At 64.7% G+C, this 19,006-nt stretch carries 23 protein-coding genes; 9 read left to right on the top strand and 14 right to left on the bottom strand.

Annotated features, from left to right (window positions below):
- The first annotated feature begins 24 nt into the window (after positions 1–24).
- Together HMP06_RS00800 and HMP06_RS00805 are read left to right on the top strand one after the other, a co-directional pair.
- Positions 25–891, top strand: coding sequence for a hypothetical protein (locus HMP06_RS00800; protein WP_232089797.1), 867 nt, complete (start codon positions 25–27; stop codon positions 889–891).
- The gene (locus HMP06_RS00805) at positions 888–1,631 is read left to right on the top strand and encodes a hypothetical protein (RefSeq protein WP_176495367.1); all 744 of its coding nucleotides are present in this window, start codon (positions 888–890) and stop codon (positions 1,629–1,631) included. The genes HMP06_RS00800 and HMP06_RS00805 overlap by 4 nt, the downstream gene beginning before the upstream one ends.
- Here HMP06_RS00805 and HMP06_RS00810 read toward each other — a convergent pair.
- The 3 genes from HMP06_RS00810 to HMP06_RS00820 are packed head-to-tail and all read right to left on the bottom strand — an operon-like array spanning position 1,604 to position 3,498.
- The gene (locus HMP06_RS00810) at positions 1,604–2,194 is read right to left on the bottom strand and encodes a GNAT family N-acetyltransferase (RefSeq protein ID WP_176495368.1); all 591 of its coding nucleotides are present in this window, start codon (positions 2,192–2,194) and stop codon (positions 1,604–1,606) included. The two genes, HMP06_RS00805 and HMP06_RS00810, sit on opposite strands and share 28 nt — an antisense overlap.
- A gap of 15 nt (positions 2,195–2,209) precedes the next feature.
- A complete protein-coding gene (gene hemF / locus HMP06_RS00815; protein WP_176495369.1) occupies positions 2,210–3,052 on the bottom strand; it encodes an oxygen-dependent coproporphyrinogen oxidase in 843 nt (280 codons plus the stop codon).
- The gene (locus HMP06_RS00820; RefSeq protein ID WP_176495370.1) at positions 3,049–3,498 is read right to left on the bottom strand and encodes a tRNA (cytidine(34)-2'-O)-methyltransferase; all 450 of its coding nucleotides are present in this window, start codon (positions 3,496–3,498) and stop codon (positions 3,049–3,051) included. The genes hemF and HMP06_RS00820 overlap by 4 nt, the downstream gene beginning before the upstream one ends.
- Positions 3,499–3,694: 196 nt before the next feature.
- Here HMP06_RS00820 and petA point away from each other — a divergent pair, with 196 nt between their 5' ends.
- The 5 genes from petA to HMP06_RS00845 all read left to right on the top strand — a co-directional run bounded on the left by petA (position 3,695) and on the right by HMP06_RS00845 (position 7,514).
- Positions 3,695–4,282: a ubiquinol-cytochrome c reductase iron-sulfur subunit gene (gene petA / locus HMP06_RS00825; RefSeq protein WP_176498313.1), complete on the top strand. Its 588-nt coding sequence runs from the start codon at positions 3,695–3,697 to the stop codon at positions 4,280–4,282.
- Between the two features lie 11 nt (positions 4,283–4,293).
- On the top strand, positions 4,294–5,601 hold the full coding sequence (locus tag HMP06_RS00830) for a cytochrome b (protein ID WP_176495371.1): 1,308 nt from the start codon (positions 4,294–4,296) through the stop codon (positions 5,599–5,601).
- A gap of 15 nt (positions 5,602–5,616) precedes the next feature.
- Positions 5,617–6,435: a cytochrome c1 gene (locus HMP06_RS00835; protein ID WP_176495372.1), complete on the top strand. Its 819-nt coding sequence runs from the start codon at positions 5,617–5,619 to the stop codon at positions 6,433–6,435.
- Positions 6,436–6,524: 89 nt separating this feature from the next.
- Positions 6,525–7,073: an adenine phosphoribosyltransferase gene (locus HMP06_RS00840; protein WP_176495373.1), complete on the top strand. Its 549-nt coding sequence runs from the start codon at positions 6,525–6,527 to the stop codon at positions 7,071–7,073.
- A gap of 78 nt (positions 7,074–7,151) precedes the next feature.
- Positions 7,152–7,514 (top strand): hypothetical protein, encoded by a 363-nt coding sequence (locus HMP06_RS00845; RefSeq protein WP_176495374.1) that lies wholly within the window; start codon positions 7,152–7,154, stop codon positions 7,512–7,514.
- On the opposite strand, the gene HMP06_RS00850 is transcribed toward HMP06_RS00845, so the two are convergent.
- The 11 genes from HMP06_RS00850 to HMP06_RS00900 form a co-directional block, all read right to left on the bottom strand.
- A complete protein-coding gene (locus HMP06_RS00850) occupies positions 7,511–7,960 on the bottom strand; it encodes a MaoC family dehydratase (RefSeq protein ID WP_176495375.1) in 450 nt (149 codons plus the stop codon). The two genes, HMP06_RS00845 and HMP06_RS00850, sit on opposite strands and share 4 nt — an antisense overlap.
- Before the next feature lie 38 nt (positions 7,961–7,998).
- Positions 7,999–9,273 carry an alkaline phosphatase family protein gene (locus HMP06_RS00855; RefSeq protein WP_176495376.1) on the bottom strand — a complete coding sequence of 425 codons (1,275 nt, stop codon included), beginning with the start codon at positions 9,271–9,273 and terminating at the stop codon, positions 7,999–8,001.
- 81 nt (positions 9,274–9,354) lie between these two features.
- The gene (locus HMP06_RS00860; protein WP_176495377.1) at positions 9,355–9,561 is read right to left on the bottom strand and encodes a hypothetical protein; all 207 of its coding nucleotides are present in this window, start codon (positions 9,559–9,561) and stop codon (positions 9,355–9,357) included.
- Positions 9,562–9,589: 28 nt separating this feature from the next.
- Positions 9,590–10,687, bottom strand: a complete 1,098-nt coding sequence (gene ychF / locus HMP06_RS00865) for a redox-regulated ATPase YchF (protein ID WP_176495378.1) — start codon at positions 10,685–10,687, stop codon at positions 9,590–9,592.
- Positions 10,688–10,762: 75 nt separating this feature from the next.
- On the bottom strand, positions 10,763–11,368 hold the full coding sequence (locus HMP06_RS00870; protein WP_176495379.1) for a TIGR02466 family protein: 606 nt from the start codon (positions 11,366–11,368) through the stop codon (positions 10,763–10,765).
- Complete coding sequence (gene pth / locus HMP06_RS00875; protein ID WP_176495380.1) at positions 11,365–11,940, bottom strand: aminoacyl-tRNA hydrolase; 576 nt, start codon at positions 11,938–11,940, stop codon at positions 11,365–11,367. Before pth ends, HMP06_RS00870 begins: the two co-directional genes overlap by 4 nt.
- Positions 11,941–12,025: 85 nt before the next feature.
- Positions 12,026–12,712, bottom strand: a complete 687-nt coding sequence (locus HMP06_RS00880; RefSeq protein WP_176495381.1) for a 50S ribosomal protein L25/general stress protein Ctc — start codon at positions 12,710–12,712, stop codon at positions 12,026–12,028.
- Positions 12,713–12,823: 111 nt separating this feature from the next.
- On the bottom strand, positions 12,824–13,705 hold the full coding sequence (locus HMP06_RS00885; RefSeq protein ID WP_176495382.1) for a TraB/GumN family protein: 882 nt from the start codon (positions 13,703–13,705) through the stop codon (positions 12,824–12,826).
- 14 nt (positions 13,706–13,719) lie between these two features.
- The gene (locus tag HMP06_RS00890; RefSeq protein WP_232089798.1) at positions 13,720–14,622 is read right to left on the bottom strand and encodes a TraB/GumN family protein; all 903 of its coding nucleotides are present in this window, start codon (positions 14,620–14,622) and stop codon (positions 13,720–13,722) included.
- Positions 14,623–14,654: 32 nt separating this feature from the next.
- Positions 14,655–15,104 (bottom strand): hypothetical protein, encoded by a 450-nt coding sequence (locus tag HMP06_RS00895; RefSeq protein WP_176495383.1) that lies wholly within the window; start codon positions 15,102–15,104, stop codon positions 14,655–14,657.
- Positions 15,073–15,285 (bottom strand): helix-turn-helix transcriptional regulator, encoded by a 213-nt coding sequence (locus HMP06_RS00900; RefSeq protein WP_176498315.1) that lies wholly within the window; start codon positions 15,283–15,285, stop codon positions 15,073–15,075. Before HMP06_RS00900 ends, HMP06_RS00895 begins: the two co-directional genes overlap by 32 nt.
- Before the next feature lie 343 nt (positions 15,286–15,628).
- Here HMP06_RS00900 and HMP06_RS00905 point away from each other — a divergent pair, with 343 nt between their 5' ends.
- A complete protein-coding gene (locus HMP06_RS00905; protein WP_176498316.1) occupies positions 15,629–16,468 on the top strand; it encodes a glycine--tRNA ligase subunit alpha in 840 nt (279 codons plus the stop codon).
- A gap of 151 nt (positions 16,469–16,619) precedes the next feature.
- Positions 16,620–18,956 carry a glycine--tRNA ligase subunit beta gene (gene glyS / locus HMP06_RS00910; protein WP_176495384.1) on the top strand — a complete coding sequence of 779 codons (2,337 nt, stop codon included), beginning with the start codon at positions 16,620–16,622 and terminating at the stop codon, positions 18,954–18,956.
- Positions 18,957–19,006: the final 50 nt, after the last annotated feature.

Genomic DNA, 19,006 nt, shown 5'->3' on the forward strand with positions numbered 1-19,006 from the left:
CGCACCGGGCTTGCGCTAACAGCCATGCAACTTCCGGGGGAGACGGCCGACGTGATTGCGACGATGAGCACCGTGTGGGACCGCACTACCGAATTTCTCAGCGACAATCTGGCCTCCGTCACGCCGATTGCCTTGCTCGGCATTTTCGTGCCGCTGACGTTGCTCGGCAATCTCATGCCGCTGATGAAGTCGGACGGGCAAATCGCGGATCTGACAATCGGGGTTATCGTGCTTGTGCTGTCGCTAGTCACGATCTGGGGCGGCATCGCGATCACCGCGCTCGCCTTCGATCCGCCAGCCGGGCGCAGTGCCGCGGTCGCCACCGCCAACCGTCGCTTCCTGCCGGTTCTTGGCATCAGCCTGCTCACCGCGCTGATCGTGCTGGTCCTCGTCATGCCGATCGGCGTCGCGCTGGGCATGAGCGGTATGGACATGACCGCGCTCGCCGCCGGGCGGCAGCCTGCACCGCCGACCAATGCGGGCGGAGTACGTTTCGCCGGCCTGTATTTCCTGGTGTTGGTGCCATTCCTGTTGTGGGCTTATGCCCGCTTCGTCCTGCTGATCACGCCGATCATGGTGATGGAGCGGCGCGGGTTCGGCGTGTACGGGCGCGCGTTCGTCCTGACGCGCCGCATCGGCTGGAAAGTGATCGGCCTGATCCTGCTTTACGCGATCGTCTCTTGGGTCGCATCGGCGGCGGCGAACACGGTGTTCGGCAGCGTATTTCGCCTGTTGATCGGGGGGGAAGGGGCAGTCACGCTGGCCTCGGTGCTGACGCATATCGTCGTGGCGGCGACGTCGACGATCTTCTCGGTTCTGGCGACGGCGTTCGTGGCGAAATTGTACTTGGCGACGCGCGATGCGCGCGAGGCGATCGTCGAGGCGGCATGACCTTGAATGTAGCCAGCGTCCTGAGTGACGCCTGGGCCATGGCGAAGCGCGACCGCGAGCTATTGATCGGCGTCGGTGGCGGGCTGATCCTGGTGCCTGAGATTGCACAGGCGATGTTCGTCACCGCGCCGCCGCCGCTCCCGGCATCGGGTTCGGATACGGTCGCCTTGCAAGCCTGGATCGAGGCAGTGACGATCTGGTCGCGGCAGAACGATCTGCTGCTGTTAGGCCTCTCGCTCGTTTCGGTGTTCGGCGCACTCGTGCTGTTCCTGCTTTACGCTGATCGTGACCGGCCCCATGTCGCGAGCGCGCTGTCGAGCGCGATCGGACTCCTGCCGCGCTACGTCCTGCTGGCACTCAGCGTCACGTTCCCGGTGAATATCGCCACTTTGCTGCTGCTGATACCGGGGCTGTACCTCAAGGGGCGGTTGATGCCGATCGGTCCGCTCTTCGTCGCGGAACGCCCGATCGGTGTGGTCGCGGCATGGCGGCGCAGCTTCGCCTTGACGCGCGGGCACGGGTTGGTGCTGCTCGCGTTGGCTGCGGTGCCGCTGCTCGGCGGCGATTTGCTCGCAATGCCATTTCAAATGCTCGGCACGGCGATGGACGGCGCGCCGATGGCCAATCCGATCGTGGCCGCGTTGCTTGATATCGGGGTCGGCCTTGGCCGAACACTCGGCGTAATCGCCGCGATCCTGATCGAAGTCGCGCTTTACCGGCGGCTCAGCAGCGGCACCTGAGGCGCGACATCGGGCGGCAGATGCCCGCTGATGCGCGGATCGGGAAAGGTCTCGACCGTGCGCTTGACCGCGACGAATCCCTGCGCGCGGTAAAAATTGAGCGCCGAGGGATGGTCGAGCGTGCAGGTGTGGACCCATACCCGGTCGATCCCCTTCACCCACGCCCGTGACAGCGCCTCGGCCATCAGCCAGCGACCGAGACCTTTGCCCGCCAGTTCGGGGATGAGCGCGAAATAGGAGAGCTCGCACGTGCGCGGTTCGCGGAAGTCGAGTTCGAGCATGCCGACCTCGATCCCCGCGCGATCGACCACGGCGTAGACCGACACACCCGGATCGTGGATGACGTCGAGCAACTGCCGCTCCGCCATCACCAATCGCGAGAACCACAGCCACGGCGCGCCGACTCGCCGGAACAGCGCGCGGTATTTCTCCACGCTCGGCCGGTCCCACGCGACGAGTCGCAGCGGCGAGGACGGGAGCGGGCGCAGCGGTGGCTTGGTCCGCATCTCCAGCGTCGTGACGATCGTCGCGACCTCGTCGTCGCGGACCGGGATCAGACCCATCTCATAACCCCGATGTCACGACCATGTCGCGAGCGGCGGCAAGCTCATCAGGATCGCATCGATATTACCGCCGGTCTTGAGACCGAACAGCGTTCCGCGATCATAGACCAAGTTGAATTCAGCATAGCGCCCGCGCCATTCGAGCATCTGCGCGGTGTCGGCGGGGGTGAAGGGCGTGTTCATCCGCCGCCGCACGATCCGCGGATAGCTGTCGAGAAAGCCACGACCGATATCCTTGATGAAGGCGAAATTGGCCGCAAAATCGCCTTCGAGATGATCGCAGAACAGACCGCCGACGCCGCGATGCACCTTCCGATGGGGGATGTAGAAATACTCATCCGCCCATTTCGAATAGCGATCGTAATAATCAGCGCCATGCGGGTCGCAGGCGGCCTTCATCACCGCGTGGAAATCGGCGGTATCCTCGTCATAGGGAAGCGGCGGGTTGAGATCGGCACCGCCGCCGAACCAGCGCTTGGTGGTTACCAGGAAGCGCGTGTTCATGTGCACTGCGGGCACGTGCGGGTTCGCCATGTGCGCGACCAGGCTGATGCCGGTGGCGAAGAAGGTCGGATCCTCGGCCGCGCCGTGGATCGTTTTCGCGAAGTCGCCCTCGAACGCGCCGCCGACGGTCGAGACGTTGACCCCGACCTTTTCGAAGACCTTGCCCTTCATTACGCCGCGCACGCCGCCGCCACCGGGGGAGCCATCGGGATTGGGGCGGTCCCACGGGGTATAGTCGAAGTCGGCGTCCGACCCGGCCTCCCGCTCGATGCTCACGAATTCGGCGCAGATCAGGTCGCGCAAATGTTCGAACCAAGTGCGTGCTTCTGCCTGTTCCGTGTCGAGTTCGATCATTCCGGCCACCCTTGTGTTTGTCGTAACGCTTCGGCGAGCGCGATTCCCGCCGCGACCGCGACATTCAGCGAACGCATCCCCGCCGCAAGTGGAATCCGCACCTGAACGTCGGCGCGCGCGTGAACATCGTCGGGAACGCCGCTCCCCTCCGATCCCATCAGCAGCACATCGTCGGCGCGGAATTCCGCCGAATCGAGTCGCACGCCGCCGCGGGTGGTCAGCAAGACGATGCGACCGGCGACCTGAGCGTGGAACGCGTCCCAATCGGCATGGCGACGCACGTCGACGACATGGGCATAATCCATGCCGGAGCGGGCAAGCGCCTTTTCGCTCCAGGTGAAACTGGTCGGCTCGATCACGTCGATTCCCGTGTCAAGGCACGCGCCGAGGCGCAGAATGGCACCGACGTTTCCGGCGATTTCGGGTTGGTACAGGGCAATACGCATTTTCCCTGATATCACCGCTTAAAAAGATGGCAAAATCCTGTTGGCAAAATGGCCCTCTCGCGTCTAACAGGGCGACAAGTGCCGCCACTCGTGCGGCGCGTGAGGCATCCCCGCGCATCCTTCGCGGGTGGCCATGTCGAATTTTTCGTTCATCCGCGCCGCATTCGGCGGGCGGGCGAAGTGCAAGGGCAAGTGGATGGCAAGCGGAAATACCCTCGAAATTCCCAGTCAGCACGAAGTGAGCACGCACGGGGCGCATCCCGAAGGCGAACCACGCCGTCGCGATTTCCTGAGCATCGCTGCGGTCAGTGCCGCCGGTGTCGGCGCGATCGCGATCGTCGTGCCACTGGTCAACCAGATGAACCCATCGGCCGACGTGCTCGCGCTGTCGACCACCGATGTCGATCTGTCGAAGATCGAAGCCGGGCAGGGCATCACGGTCTCCTTCCGAAAACAGCCGCTGTTCGTGCGCAACCTGACGCCAGTGGAAATCGCTGAGGCCGACAAGGTCGACGTGAAGTCGCTGCGCGACCCGGAGACGCTCGAACAGCGCACCAAGGGTCAGAAGAACTGGCTCGTCACGCTCGGCGTCTGCACCCACCTTGGCTGCATCCCGCAGGGGATCACCAGTGGCGAAGATCGCGGCCAATATGGCGGCTATTTCTGTCCGTGCCACGGTTCGCAATACGACACCGCTGCGCGCATTCGCAAAGGTCCGGCCCCGAAAAATCTCGCGGTGCCCGACTATAAGTTCACATCACCGACAACGATAACGGTGGGTTGAGGACAACGGATATGAGCTTCCCCTGGGCCAAGCATTACGCGCCGTCTAACGGCTTCACCAAGTGGATCGATGAGCGCTTGCCGCTCCCGCGTCTGGTTTATGGCGCGGTCGGTGCGGGTTACCCCGTGCCGCGCAACCTCAACTATTTCTGGAACTTCGGCGTGCTCGCGGGTGCGGCGCTTGGTATTCAGATCATCACCGGCATCGTGCTGGCGATGCATTATGCGGCCAATGGCGGCGTGGCGTTCGATTCGGTCGAACACATCATGCGCGACGTCAACGCCGGCTGGTTCCTGCGCTATGCGCACGCGAACGGCGCCTCGATGTTCTTCATCGTCGTCTACATCCACATTTTCCGCGGCCTTTTCTACGGATCGTACAAGGCTCCGCGGGAGATGATCTGGCTGCTCGGCGTCACGATCTTCTTGCTCATGATGGCCACCGCCTTCATGGGCTATGTCCTTCCCTGGGGTCAGATGAGCTTCTGGGGCGCGCAGGTGATCACCGGCTTCTTCTCGGCGATACCCGTGGTAGGCGAATCGATCCGCATCTGGCTGCTTGGCGGATATGCGCCCGACAACGCCGCGCTCAACCGCTTCTTCTCGCTCCACTATCTGCTGCCGTTCGTGATTGCGGGCGTCATCATCCTGCACATCTGGGCGCTGCACATTCCGGGTTCGAACAACCCGACCGGCGTGGACGTAAAGGGCGAGCAGGACACGGTTCCGTTCCATCCTTACTATACCGCCAAGGACGGCTTCGGGCTCGGCGTGTTCCTGTTCATTTTCGCGTCGCTGATCTTCTTCGCGCCAAATTTGCTCGGCCACCCCGACAACTACATCCCGGCCAATTCGCTTTCGACACCGGCGCACATCGTTCCGGAATGGTATTTCTGGCCGTTCTACGCGATCCTGCGCGCCTTCACCGTTGACTTCGTGTTCGTGCCCGCAAAGCTGCTCGGCGTGCTCGCGATGTTCGGGTCGATCCTGCTGCTGTTCTTCCTCCCATGGCTGGACAGCTCGCCGGTGCGCTCGTCCAATTATCGCCCGACCTACCGCATCTTCTTTTGGGTGCTGGTGGCCGATATCGCGGTGCTGGGTTGGTGCGGTGGTTCGGCGGCGACGCCGGGTATCGTCATGGCGAGCCAGATCAGCGCGGCTTATTATTTCGCGCACTTCCTCATCATCCTGCCCATCGTTTCGCGGATGGAGCGTCCGCGGCCATTGCCCAACTCGATCACCGAGGCGGTTCTGGCGAAGAAGGGTGGCACGTCGCCGGCACATACCGCATTCAGCGGTAGCCCGGTTCCGGCTGAATAAAGGGTTATACGAGCAATGCTTCGCGCAATCGCAATCCTCATCGGGGCCGGCATCGTTGCCGTCCTGGCCTGGGCGCTGTTCTGGTCGGTTCAGGGCTACATCACTGATCCCCCGGCTGAAACCGCAGCAGAGGAATTCCATCTCCATCCCAAGGAAGTCGCACTGGCTTCCAACGGCCTGCTCGGCACGTATGACAACCGCCAGCTGCAGCGCGGGCTGCAGGTGTACAAGGAAGTCTGCGCCAACTGCCATTCGCTCAAGCACGTCGCTTTCCGCGACCTGACGCAGATCGGCTATTCGGCGGCACAGGTGAAGAAGTTCGCGGCCGATTGGGCGACCAAGGCCAAGGACGTCGATCCGAAGTCGGGCGACACGGTCGAACGGCCGAACACGCCAGCCGACTATTTCCCGACCGTTTATTATCCCGGTCAGGGCAATCCGCCAGATCTCTCGTTGATCACCAAGGCGCGGCATGATGGCCCGGCCTATGTCTACTCGCTGCTGACCGGCTATGGCGAACCGCCGGCCGAGATGCTGAAGAAGTATCCGGATGCAAAGACCCCCGACGGGCTCTATTTCAACCGCTACTTCCCGACGTTGAACCTCGCGATGCCGCCACCGCTCGCGCAGGACGGTCAGGTGACGTATCTCGACGGCACAAAGCCGACCGTGAAGCAGATGTCGGCCGACGTTTCGGCGTTCCTGGCGTGGGCAGCGGAGCCGAACCTGCCGACCCGGCATGGCTATGGTCTCGCGGTCCTGGCGTTTATCGCCTTCTTCACGCTGCTTACCTACGGCGCGTACCAGAACATCTGGCGCGACATTAAGCACTGAGACTGGAACGACCCGCCCCTCCATTGTCGTCTTCGCCAAAGCGGGGATGATCATGGGGGGGCTAGTCGAGAGTAGCGAGCGAGGGCTTCGTGGCCGACACTGACGACCGCAACGCCGATCTCCGCGCGCTGATCCGCACGATCCCGGACTTTCCCAAGCCCGGCATCCAGTTCCGTGACATCACCACGCTGCTGCTCGATCCCGCAGGCTTCGCCGCCGCGATCGAACGCATGGCAGCCGCGACGCACGGCCCGGTCGATCTTGTTGCCGGGATTGAGGCGCGCGGCTTCATCTTCGCCGCAGCCCTGGCCGCCCCGCTCAACGCGGGCGTTCTGCTGATCCGCAAGGACGGCAAACTCCCCGGCGCGACGATCGCCGAGGATTATGCGCTGGAATATGGCACCGACCGGATCGCGATGCATGAGGACGCGCTCGTCCCCGGCCAGCGCGTTCTGCTGGTCGACGATTTGATCGCCACCGGCGGCACCGCACGGGCCGCAGTCCGGCTGCTACGCAAGGCCGGCGCGGTGGTGGAGCAATCGCAATTCCTGGTTGATCTGCCCGAACTCGGCGGCGCTGAGGCGCTTCGTGCCGACGGACTGACGGTCGACTCGCTGGTGGCGTTCGAGGGGCACTGATCCGCGGCGCGGAACGCGCGGCACCGTCGATCGTTGACTTTCCGAAGCGCGCTCGGCTCGAGCGCCAAGGAACCGCCCATGTCGATCGTCAAACTTTCGCTCGCCGCCGCAGCCTTGCTTTCGGCTGGCGCCCTGTCGGGCTGTAATGACGGCTACGGCTATGGCGGCGTCTCGGCGGGGTACGGCGTCGCGAACACGTGGGACCCATATTACGGTGGCTATCGCGCCGATCCCTATTGGGGCTGGAACAACGACTTCTATTATCCCGGCACCGGTATCTACGTATACGACCGGCAGAACGTTCGCCGCCGCTGGAACCCGCAGCAGCGCGGCTATTGGCAAGGGCGCAATCAGACATGGCGTGGCGCTGGCCGCGAGATTCGGCCGATGTGGCGCGATTATGGGGTGCAGGGCCGCCCCGGTCGCGGCCGCCGACGCTAAGCGGTCGGGCGCGTGCTGATCAGCCCGATCGAAACGACCGTCATCACCGCGACGTCGTCCTGATTGCGCACCGTCATTCTGCTGCGATAGCTTCCCATCTCGGGCCGGCTTTGCGAGGCGCGTTTGTCGATGATCTCGCTTTCGCATCGCAGGGTGTCACCAGGATAGACGGGCTTTAGCCAGCGCAGTTCATCGATTCCCGGTGATCCCAGACCAGCCTGTTGCGTGGCCTTCATCTGTTCGACCAGCATCGCCATCATCATCGCGCAGGTGTGCCATCCGCTGGCCGACAGCCGCCCGAAATGGGTCTGCGCGGCGGCCTCGTCCGACAAGTGAAAGGGTTGCGGGTCATAGCGCTCTGCAAACGCCACGACCTCGTCGCGCGTTACCGCATAGTGACCGAATGACGCCGTCGCGCCGACTTCCAGATCTTCGAAATAGTGCATCGCCGATATGTCGAGCGGCGCGAGTCCAAACGCAAGCGCTACTTGGCGAGCGCCGCGCGGAACGGGGCGTCATTGCCGTCTAGCCCGGTGCCAGCCGGTAGCCCCAGCAGATCGCGGAGCAACGGCGCGACATCGACATTGTCGAACGGTGCCAATGTTCCGGCCTGTTTGATCGCGGGGCCACTCGCGATGAACAGCGCCGCCATATCGGGCGCGAAATTGTCATAGCCGTGATTGCCGCGCCCACCCGCTTCCCTGGGTGCGGTCTTCGCTAGCAGCCAGCCGGTTTCGGCGAGACAAAAATAGGGCGGGATACGCGCGTTGGTCCCGTACCGCAGCCGCGCGGGGATGTCGGCCTTGCGCCAGCATTCGAAATGCGCGTGCTTGCCAAGCAACGCCTTTTCCAGAGCGGGCTGATGGCCTTCGACGGGATAGAAACTGGCAAACGGCCCGGATTCGAACAGCCGGTAATCCGCCGGGTCTGCGATGGTATCCAGCGCGACCGTCCGTTCCGGACTCGTCATGGCCATGCCGTGATCCGCGACGATCACAAGGTTGGCGGGTTGGCCAAGCCCGCGCAACCCTGCCACCAGATCGCCGATCATGCCGTCGACATCGACCACGGCGGCGGTCGTTTCGGGCGCATCGGGACCATAAGTGTGTCCCGCGCTGTCGATCGTGTCGAAATAGAGCGTCAGGAATTTTGGCCGCGTCGCCGCCGGCCGCCGCAACCAGTCGAGCGCCCCTGCCACGCGCTGCGCGGGCGGTACTTCGATGTCATAGGGCCACCAATCCTCTGCACGCATGCCGCCGACCGGCTTCTTGTCCTTCGCCTTGGTGCCGCCCCACGCCACGTTCGATCCCGGCCAGAACATCGTGGCGCTGCGCACCCCGGCGCGCTCCGCCGTCACCCAGATCGGCTCGGCGGCGTTCCACCAGAACGGATCTTGCGAGTCCGCCATGGTGAACTTCACGCCGGGCAGCGCTGCGTCCTCCATCGCATTCGAGACGATCCCGCTTCGGTCCGGGCGCAATCCGGTGACCAGCGTCCAGTGATTGGGGAAGGTCTTGGAGGGAAAGCTTGGCCGCATCGCCGCGCTGATCCCGCTCTTCGCCAACGCATCGAGGTTCGGGGTCACGCCGCGGTTGCGATAGTCCGGCCTGAACCCGTCGATCGAGATGAGGATGGTCACCGGCGCGCGAACCTCCCTCACCGCCGTGGTCGGGGCGGGTGGCCCAGCCAGCGGCGGCGTGACGCATGCTTGCAGGGCGGCGCACAAGGCGGCGGCGAAGATACGGGTGGTCCAGCGCATGGGCGTCCTCATGCTGCGAATGTGCGTCAAGCTCATGACAGCTTCAGGGGCCGAGCGACACCTTTGCGAACACGCTGACACTCAGCAGAAAGCGGCCATCGGCCGCATCCAGCGCGGGGGCTTGTCATCCACGCCGCCCGCACCGCCGAGCGGGAGCGCGACCGGCCCGACCAGCGGCATCCGGTACGCATAGCCAGCCTCGCGCTTGCGCACACCGAATTTGCGGTGGTGCAACGGATCCGGCGGTTTCGGAAACAGCTTGTCATTCGCGACATTCTCAGCGGGCATGCTGGCGCACGCACCAGCGCGATCGGCATCAGCTATGCAAAAAGTGCATCACGTCGCCGTCCGCGACGACATAACCCTTGCCCTCGGCGCGGAGCTTGCCCGCATCGCGCGCGCCCGCTTCGCCCTTCAGCGTAACGTAATCGTCGAACGCGATCGTCTCGGCGCGGATGAAGCCCTTTTCGAAATCGGTGTGGATCTCGCCCGCCGCCTGCGGGGCCTTCGCGCCGACATGCACGGTCCAGGCGCGCGCTTCCTTCGGCCCAACGGTGAAGAAGGTGAGCAAGTGCAGCAATTTGTACCCGGCGACGATGACGCGCGTCAGCCCGGTTTCCGACAGGCCCAACTCGGCCAGGAACTCGCCGCGCTCGTCCGCCGCCATTGTCGCGATTTCGGCCTCGATCGCGGCGGAGACGACGACGGCCTCCGCCCCCTCGGCCTTGGCCTTTTCGAACACGCGTGCGGAAAAGGCATTGCCCTCGGCGGCATTGGCTTCATCGACATTGCAGACGTAGAGCACCGGCTTGGCGGTCAGCAACTGCGCCTGCGCGAAGGCGCGCGCCTCGTCCTCGTCCTTCGGCACGGTCAGCCGCGCAGGCTTGCCCTCGCGCAGCAGATCGAGCGCTTGCGCCAGCACCGATGCGGCGATCTTCGCGTCCTTGTCGCCCTGCGTCGCCTTCTTCTGCAGATTGGGCACGCGCTTCTCGAGGCTTTCGAGGTCGGACAGCATCAGCTCGGTCTCGACCGTCTCGGCATCGGCGATCGGATCGACCTTGCCCTCGACATGCGTGACGTCGCCATCTTCGAAGCAGCGCAGCACATGGACGATCGCATCGACTTCGCGGATGTTGCCGAGGAACTGGTTGCCCAGACCCTCGCCCTTGGACGCGCCGCGCACCAGCCCGGCGATGTCGACGAAGCCCAATTGCGTCTCGATGATCTTGGCCGAGCCTGCCACTGCGGCGAGCTTGTCCAGCCGCGGGTCTGGCACCGCGACGTTACCGACGTTCGGCTCGATCGTGCAGAACGGATAGTTCGCCGCCTGCGCCGCCGCCGTCTGCGTCAGCGCGTTGAACAGGGTGGACTTGCCGACATTGGGCAGCCCGACGATTCCACAGCGAAAACCCATGATGATCCTTGAAGCACGAATATGGTGATGCGCCGCCGATACGGCCTAGCGCGCCGGAATGCCAGTGGCCGGAACTTACCAGCGGTAGTTGAAGCTGATGCTCACCCGTTCGGTCTTGGCGTTGCCGGGGACGACTTCGTGCCGCAGCCAGCTTTCCCACAGGAACACGCTGCCCGCTTGCGGCTCGATATACACGAACGGCTTGAGGCTCTCCGCCGCATCGGCGCGGCGTGACGGCGCGGCCATCATCATCGGCAGGCGCGGGTCTTCGAGCTTGAGTGCTCCGGCCCCCGGCGGCACCACGATATAGACCGTGCCCGAGATGACGCTGTGCGGGTGGACATGGCCCGAATGCGTGCCGCCGGGTTTGAGGACGTTGACCCACAGGCTGTCGAGCTTGAGCTTGCGATCGTTCAGCTCAAACGCGCAGTCCTCGGCGAATTTGGCGACATGTTTGTTGAGCAGCTTGACGAGATCGCCGAATGCCGGATCGCGGTGCAGCAGGTCGTTGAGCGAGGCATAGGACGTATAGCCGCGATAGCCATGGTCTTTCGACCAGCTCCGCCCGGCGCGATCATCCACGGCCAGCGCCTGGCACGACCGGTCGAGCTCGGCGACCAGCGCCGCATTCTTCAACTTGCCCTCGTAAAACGGGGTCGCGAACAGGGTCCGTACGCTCATTTTCCAGTTCCTAATCGCAGGGCGACATCGCTCATGAACCGCTGGTCGTCGCCCGCCGCCAGCCATGCCGCCTCGGCCGATACCGCGCCGAGCAACTCGGCAAGCGGGTCCATCTCGGCCTTGGCGTAATTGCCGAGCACATAGGGGCTGACCTTGTCCTTGTGCCCCGGATGCCCAATGCCCAATCGCACGCGGCGGAAGTCCTCGCCGATATGCTGCGCGATCGATCGGATGCCGTTATGGCCCGCCGCCCCGCCGCCCGTCTTCACCTTGACGCGGAATGGGTCGAGGTCGAGCTCGTCATAGAAGACGGTGACCGCATCGGGTTCGAGCTTGAAGAAGCGCATCGCCTCACCGACGCTGCGGCCGCTTTCGTTCATAAAGGTCGCGGGCTTGAGCAGCAGGATCTTTTGCCCGCCGATCCGGCCTTCCTGGGTCCAGCCCTGAAACGCCTTCTTAACGCTGCCGAAATCATGGAAATCGGCGATCGTATCGGCCGCCATGAAACCGACATTGTGCCGGTTGAGCGCGTATTGCGCGCCGGGGTTACCGAGGCCGACCCAGAGTTGCACGATCGTCTTTGTCCTTCAAACGAACGGGGCAGCGGAAGCTCTCGCCCCCGCTGCCCCGATTGCCTGCATCCCGCAAGGGCGCAGGTTATTCGGCCTTGTCGGCTTCCGCTTCGGCCGCATCGTCTGCAGCGGCTTCGGCTTCAGACTCTGCAGCCTGTGCCTCGGAGACTGCGGCGTCGGCTTCTTCATCCGCAACCGTCGGCACCGTCGGCGGCACGATCGTGGCGATCGCGAAATCGCGGTCGGTGATCGCGGGCTCGACGCCCTTGGGCAGCTTCACGTCCGAAATGTGGATCGATGCACCGACGTCGAGACCCTTGAGCGAGATCGTGATCTCGGCGGGGATTTCGGCGGCATCGCACACCAGTTCCAGCTCATGACGCGTGACGTTCAGCACGCCACCCATCTTGGCGATGCCGGGGCAATCGTCTTCGTCGGTGAACACGATGGGCACATTGACGTGAACCGTCGTGTGCGCGCCGATGCGCAGGAAATCGACATGCGTCGGGCGTTCGGTGACGGCGTCGAACGCGACGTCCTTCGGCAGGGTGCGAACCTGCTGGCCACCGGCTTCGACCATGACGACCGAATTCATAAAGTGACCCGTCATCAGGAGACGCATCAGCGCCTTTTCCTCGACGTGGATCGACAGGGGTTCCTGCTTGTTGCCGTAGATAACGGCGGGGACGCGGCCTTCACGACGAAGCAAACGGGAGGCTCCCTTGCCAACCTGTTCGCGCGTCTCGGCTGCGAGCGTCAATTGGTCGCTCATTGCAAACTCCGATTACGTTAGGGTTCAGATGATCGATCAGGCCTCCAGGGATGACCCTGATCGAAGCGCGCGCCTATAGGGCAGGGGGGTGAATAACGCAACCGCGCTCCGTCACTCCACCCGCTTCACCCGCAACCCCCGCGCGCGCAGCATCGCCACGACCGAATCTGCGCCGACCAGATGCCCCGCGCCGACCGCCACGAACACGCGCCCCGGCCGCGCCATCCGCCGCACGATCGCGCTCGCCCAGCGTGCGTTGCGTGTCGTCACCAGCGCCGTCATCAGCGCGGCGTCGCCCCGTATCGGATCGAGCGTCGCGGCCAGCCGCGCTTCATCGCCAGCCGCCCAGGCCGCGAGCAACTGCCGGTATCCCGCATCGGGCTGCACTGCATCGCGTGCGGCCCGCACTAGCAGCGCGCGTTGCGAAGCCTCGGGCAAGCGATCGAACGCCGCGAACTGACCGCCGCGCGTTTCCAGTGCGCCGATCGCACGTCCGGCAAAGCGCGCGGTCAGCACGGGCTCAACCCCGTCCGTGCCGCTCGCATCTTCGCGCCGCCCCGCCGCCGCGCCGATCGTCAGCGCCGCCGCCCAGGTCTTCAGTCGGTCCAGCGACTCGGGCGCCACACCCGCCATCGCCATGCCGCGCTCCAGAACGCCACGATCGACAGGCGCCACGCGTTCGCGGATCGGCGGTAAGCCATCCCGCTGCGCCACGGTCAGAAACTCGGCGCGCGCCGCATCCGCGTCGGCAGGCGGCACTTCGAGGATCAGCGTATCCGCCGCCGCGATTGCACGCTCCACCTCCGGCGTCTGCCAGCGCACCTCCGGCGGCAGCGCGTGGATCGATCCGAACAGCCAGATCGTCGTGTCCGCGTCCGCCACGCGCCACAGCGCCGGCCGCGCCTCGATCGGAGGGCGCGGCCGGCTGCACGCGGCGGTCAGGAGGGTCAGCGCGATCGCCAGGGGCCCCAGCGATCGCGCAATCCGGCGCATCCGCCGCGCGCCCGTTAGTATTGCACGCGCGTCGCCTTCAGGTGATGCGTGCCGAGCTGCACCTGCACGCTGTCCTTGCCCGCCAGATGCCCGGCGCCGACCGCGATGAACACCGTCCCCGGCGTCTTCATCCGATTGTCGATCCAGGTCGCCCAGCGGATATTACGATCGGTCAGCAGCGCCTTGCTCACTTCGGGTTGCTCGACCATGCCTTCGTTCATCGTCTTGGCCAGCGCGTCGGGATCGCCCGCGCTCCAGTTCGACACCATGGTGCCGATTTCCGTGGCCGCCTTGGGCAGATCGCGCACCGTCTGGTCGAGGAACTTGATCTGCACCGGTTCCGGCAGCGCATCGAAGATGCCGAGCTGTTCCTCGGCGGTCTCGAGCCCGATCACCGGCTTTTTCGCGGTGGTCGCGGCCGCGGTCAAGACATGCTCGGGGCCCTGGTTGATATCATAGCCGAGCTTCATGATTGGCACCGTGGTGAGGGTGATCGCCGCCATCCACGGCTTGGCGCGGTCAAGTGCGGCCGCCGGGATGCCGAATTCGCCCAGCGCCTTCAGATACGCCGCACGGTCCGCCTCGCCGAGCTTTTCGGGCAGCGTCGGGCCACTCGCGGTGAAGCCGGTCTTGATCGCGAGCGCCTGCATCGCGGCTGGCTCCGGCGTTACCATTTCGAGCACGAGCTGGTCGCTCTTGTCGAACGCAGTCTTCACCGCCTCGTCGAACCAGGACAGGCCGGGCTTGAGCACATGCACCGTGCCGAACAGATAGATCGTCGTGTCCTTGTCCTTGACCACCCACAGCGCCGGGTCGGCATCGACCATCGTCAGGGCAGGCGCAGGGGCCGCTTGGGGCGCGGTATTGCCGCCGAGCAGCAGGGCCGCGAGCGCGACCGTCATCGTCTTCGTGTCCATAATAGAACGTCCTTTGTGATGGGGGTGAGGGGTCAGCGCAATTTGCGCCAGAAATAGGCGGTCATCGTTGTGGCAAGCACCACGAGATACAGGATCATCGCGTCGGGCGCGGGCACCAGTCCGCCCTTCCACAGGACCAGCCACACCGGGTAGGCGAGCAGGAAGACGTTGGCGCCCACCGTCGTCGCCCAGTAATTGTCGAGCCGTTGCAGCTCATCCATGTTGCGGTAGTAGGCCACGCTGCCCGCGACCACCGCGACGACGAACACCGTCGCCGCCAGGATCGCGAACCAGGCGGGTATTGTGCCGCCCGCGCTGATCGGCGCATCGGGTTGTTCGACCAGTGCGGCGGTGAAGCCGACCACGCCGCCGAGCAACGCGAGGATGGTGAAATTGATCGCGGTCCGCCGCGACCGCGCCCGGTCGGCGGCTTCGCCGGGGCCAAGGTCCTTATTGGGCATGGCCGGTTCCAGTCTCGTCATCGAAAATCTCCTCGATCGGCATCTCGAACAGCCGCGCCAGCTTGAACGCCAGCGGGAGCGACGGATCGTATTTGCCCGTCTCGATTGCGTTGACCGCTTGCCGCGACACGCCCAGCCGCCCGCCGAGCTCGGCCTGGCTCCAGTCGCGCTCGGCGCGCAGCACTTTCAGCCGGTTCTTCACATCCTGTTCCATATCCGCGGCATCGTCACGATGCGCTCGACAGTGACAGGATCACCGTCAGAAACGTCATCGCCAGCGTCGTGAACAGCAACCATGCGTCGCCCTCGGCAGGCGTCATCGGGCGTCTGTCTGCCTTGCGCATTGCAACCCTCCGTCATGCGACGCTGACCCAATGTCAGCCGTCCATGACTAAATGACAGTGAGTCGCGACAATGTCAACTACCCCTGACAAAAAGTCAGTGCTGGACGACTTTACCGCGATGCGCGCCGCGCGCGGTTGACCCCTTCGCGGCGCTGCGGCAAAGCCCGCCGCGTGACCGACCAACCCCTCAGCTTCCAGGCGATGATCCTCCGGCTCCACAGCTATTGGAGCGATCATGGCTGCCTGATCCTCCAGCCCTATGACATGGAGATGGGGGCGGGGACGTTTCACACCGCGACGACGCTGCGCGCGCTCGGCCCCAAGCCGTGGAACGCCGCCTTCGTCCAGCCGTGCCGCCGCCCGACCGACGGGCGTTACGGCGAGAATCCCAACCGGCTGCAGCATTATTATCAATATCAGGTGATCCTGAAGCCTTCGCCGCCGAACTTGCAGGAATTGTACCTCGGCAGCCTCGCCGCGATCGGCATCGATCCGCTGCTTCACGACATCCGCTTCGTCGAGGATGATTGGGAATCGCCGACGCTCGGCGCGTGGGGGCTCGGCTGGGAAGTGTGGTGCGACGGCATGGAGGTGACGCAGTTCACCTATTTCCAGCAAATGGGCGGTTTCGACATGAAACCCGTCGCGGGGGAACTCACCTACGGCCTCGAACGCCTCGCGCTCTACATCCAGAACAAGGACAGCGTGTACGATCTCGCGTTCAACGATGCGGGCGTGACGTACGGCGAGGTGTTCCACGAGAATGAGGTCGAGATGTCGACCTGGAATTTCGAAATCGCCGACACCGACAGCCTGTTCGACCAATTCCGCAAACACGTGGCCGAATGCGAGAATTGCCTGGAGGCCAAGCTGCCGATCCCGGCGTATGAGCAAGCGATCAAGGCCAGCCACGTCTTCAACCTGCTGCAAGCACGCGGCGTCATCTCGGTCGCCGAACGCCAGGCCTACATGGGCCGCGTCCGCGATCTCGCGAAGGGCAGTTGCCAGGCCTGGATGGACCGCAACGGGTGGGCGGCATGATGGGGGGCACGAAAGTCTCCCTCTCCCCGCTGGCGGGGAGAGGGTCGGGGAGAGGGGCAGTGCTGGGAACTGCCGTCCGAGTGACTGCCCCTCTCCCGCGCTTCGCTGCGCTCGCTTGCCCTCTCCCCGCAAGCGGGGAGAGGGAAAAATGATGACCGACTTCCTTCTCGAACTTCGCTCCGAAGAAATCCCCGCGCGGATGCAGGATCGTGCGCGCGAGGATCTCGCCAAGCTGTTCGCCGCCGAGCTCGCCAAGGCCGGCCTCGCTGCGAGCGACCTCGTCACCTACGCGACCCCGCGCCGTCTCGCGCTGATCGCACGCGGGCTGCCCGCCGAAACCGCCGCCGTGTCGGAGGAAACCAAGGGCCCCAAGGCGAGCGCGCCGCCGCAAGCGCTCGAAGGCTTCCTGCGCAAGACCGGCCTGACGCGCGATCAATTGGTCGAGCGGGACGGCGTGCTCTTCGCGGTGATCGACAAACCCGGCCGCGCCACCGCCGACGTGCTGGCCGAGGCGATCCCCGCGATCATCCGCGCCTTCCCCTGGCCCAAGGCGATGCGCTGGGGCGCCCAATCCACCACGATGGAATCGCTGCGCTGGGTTCGTCCGTTGCAGGGCATCGTCGCCTTGTTCGGTGACGAGATCGTCCCCTGCGAGATCGCCGGCATCGTCAGCGGAGCAGCCACCGTCGGCCACCGGTTCCACCATCCCGGCATCATCACGATCGGTAACGCCGACGATTACGTCGAGAAACTCCGTGCCTGCCACGTCATCGTCGATCAGGCCGAACGCCGCCAGATCATCGCGCTCGGCGCAACGATGGCCGCGCGCAAGGCCGGGCTCGAACTCGTGCAGGACGAGGGGTTGCTGACCGAGAATGCCGGCCTCACCGAATTCCCCGTGCCGCTGCTCGGGCGCTTCGATGCGGCGTTCCTCGACGTGCCGCCCGAAGTCATCCAGCTCACCGCGCGGGTGAACCAGAAGTATTTCGTGTGCCGCGATGCCGCGGGCGCCCTGGCCAACGCCTTCGTCTGCACCGCCAATATCGATGCGAGCGATGGCGGCGCGAAGATCGTCGAGGGCAACCGCAAGGTCCTCGCCGCGCGGCTTTCGGACGCGAAATTCTTCTACGACACCGATTTGAAGGTGCCGCTGGAGGAGCAAGCCAAGAAGCTCGACCGGATCGTGTTTCACGAAAAGCTCGGCACGGTGGCGGACAAGGTCGACCGGGTGGCGAAACTCGCGCGGTGGCTGGTTGAGGAGGGGATTGTCTCTTCTGCTCCCTCTCCCCTCCGGGGAGAGGGCCGGGGAGAGGGGGACGCTTCAACCGGCGTTCCGCTCGATAACCCAGTACAGCCCCTCTCCCCGACCCTCTCCCCTGAAGGGGAGAGGGAGAAGTTGGCCAACCAAGCCGAACGCGCAGCCCGCCTGTGCAAGGCCGATCTCGTCACCGGCATGGTCGGCGAATTCCCCGAGCTGCAGGGCCTGATGGGCGGCTATTACGCCGCCGCGCAAGGCGAAGACCCCCAGGTCGCCGCCGCGATCCGCGATCACTACAAGCCGGTCGGGCAGGGCGACGCCGTGCCGACCGATCCGGTAACGGTGGCGGTGAGTTTGGCCGATAAGCTGGATACGCTGATGTGCTTCTTCGCGATCGGCGAAAAATCGACCGGCTCAAAAGATCCCTTTGCGCTTCGGCGTGCATCGCTCGCCATCATTCGCCTCGTGCTCGACAATCAGTTGCGCTTTAGTCTCGACGATACGCTCGAGACGATGACAGATGTGATCGCGTCAGGTCAGCGCGACGATGGGCGGCAGGATTTTCGAGCCGAGCTTGATCGGCTGCTGTTGAATGAGATCGCGACTGGTGACGCGGGGCTGGTTTGGTTCTTCGCCGACCGCCTCAAAGTCCAGCAACGCGAAGCCGGCGTCCGCCACGACCTGATCGACGCGGTGTTCGCGCTCGGGGGGGAGGACGATCTCGTCCGCTTGCTCGCCCGCGTGCATGCGTTGCAGGCGTTCATCGGGACCGAGGACGGCACGAACTTGCTCGCCGGGTATAAGCGCGCGGCGAATATCTTGAAGAAGGAGGGGTTTGGCGCTTCTTCTTCTCCTTCTCCCCTTCGGGGAGAGGGTCGGGGAGAGGGGCAGTCCCAAACGCCGTCCTCCGTTTCGGCCCCTCTCCCCAGCCCTCTCCCCGGAGGGGAGAGGGAGCAAAAAACGCTGTCCTACACGCCCGAACCAGCAGAAGCTGCGCTCGCCACCGCGCTCGACTCAGCCGAACCCGCCGCTGCCGCCGCGATCGAAGCCGAGGATTTCGAACGCGCAATGGCGGCACTCGCAAGCTTGCGCGCGCCGATCGACCAGTTCTTTGAAACCGTGATCGTCAATGACCCCGACGCCGCCAAGCGCGCCGCGCGGCTCGCCTTGCTCGATCGCGTCCGTGCCGCCGTCCACAGCGTCGCCGATTTCTCGAAGATCGAGGGTTAGCATCGTCGATGGTGCGACTCACCTGTGACTTTAAGATCGCCTCCCCAGCG

Source organism: Sphingomonas sp. HMP6 (genome assembly GCF_013374095.1).
GTDB lineage: Bacteria > Pseudomonadota > Alphaproteobacteria > Sphingomonadales > Sphingomonadaceae > Sphingomonas.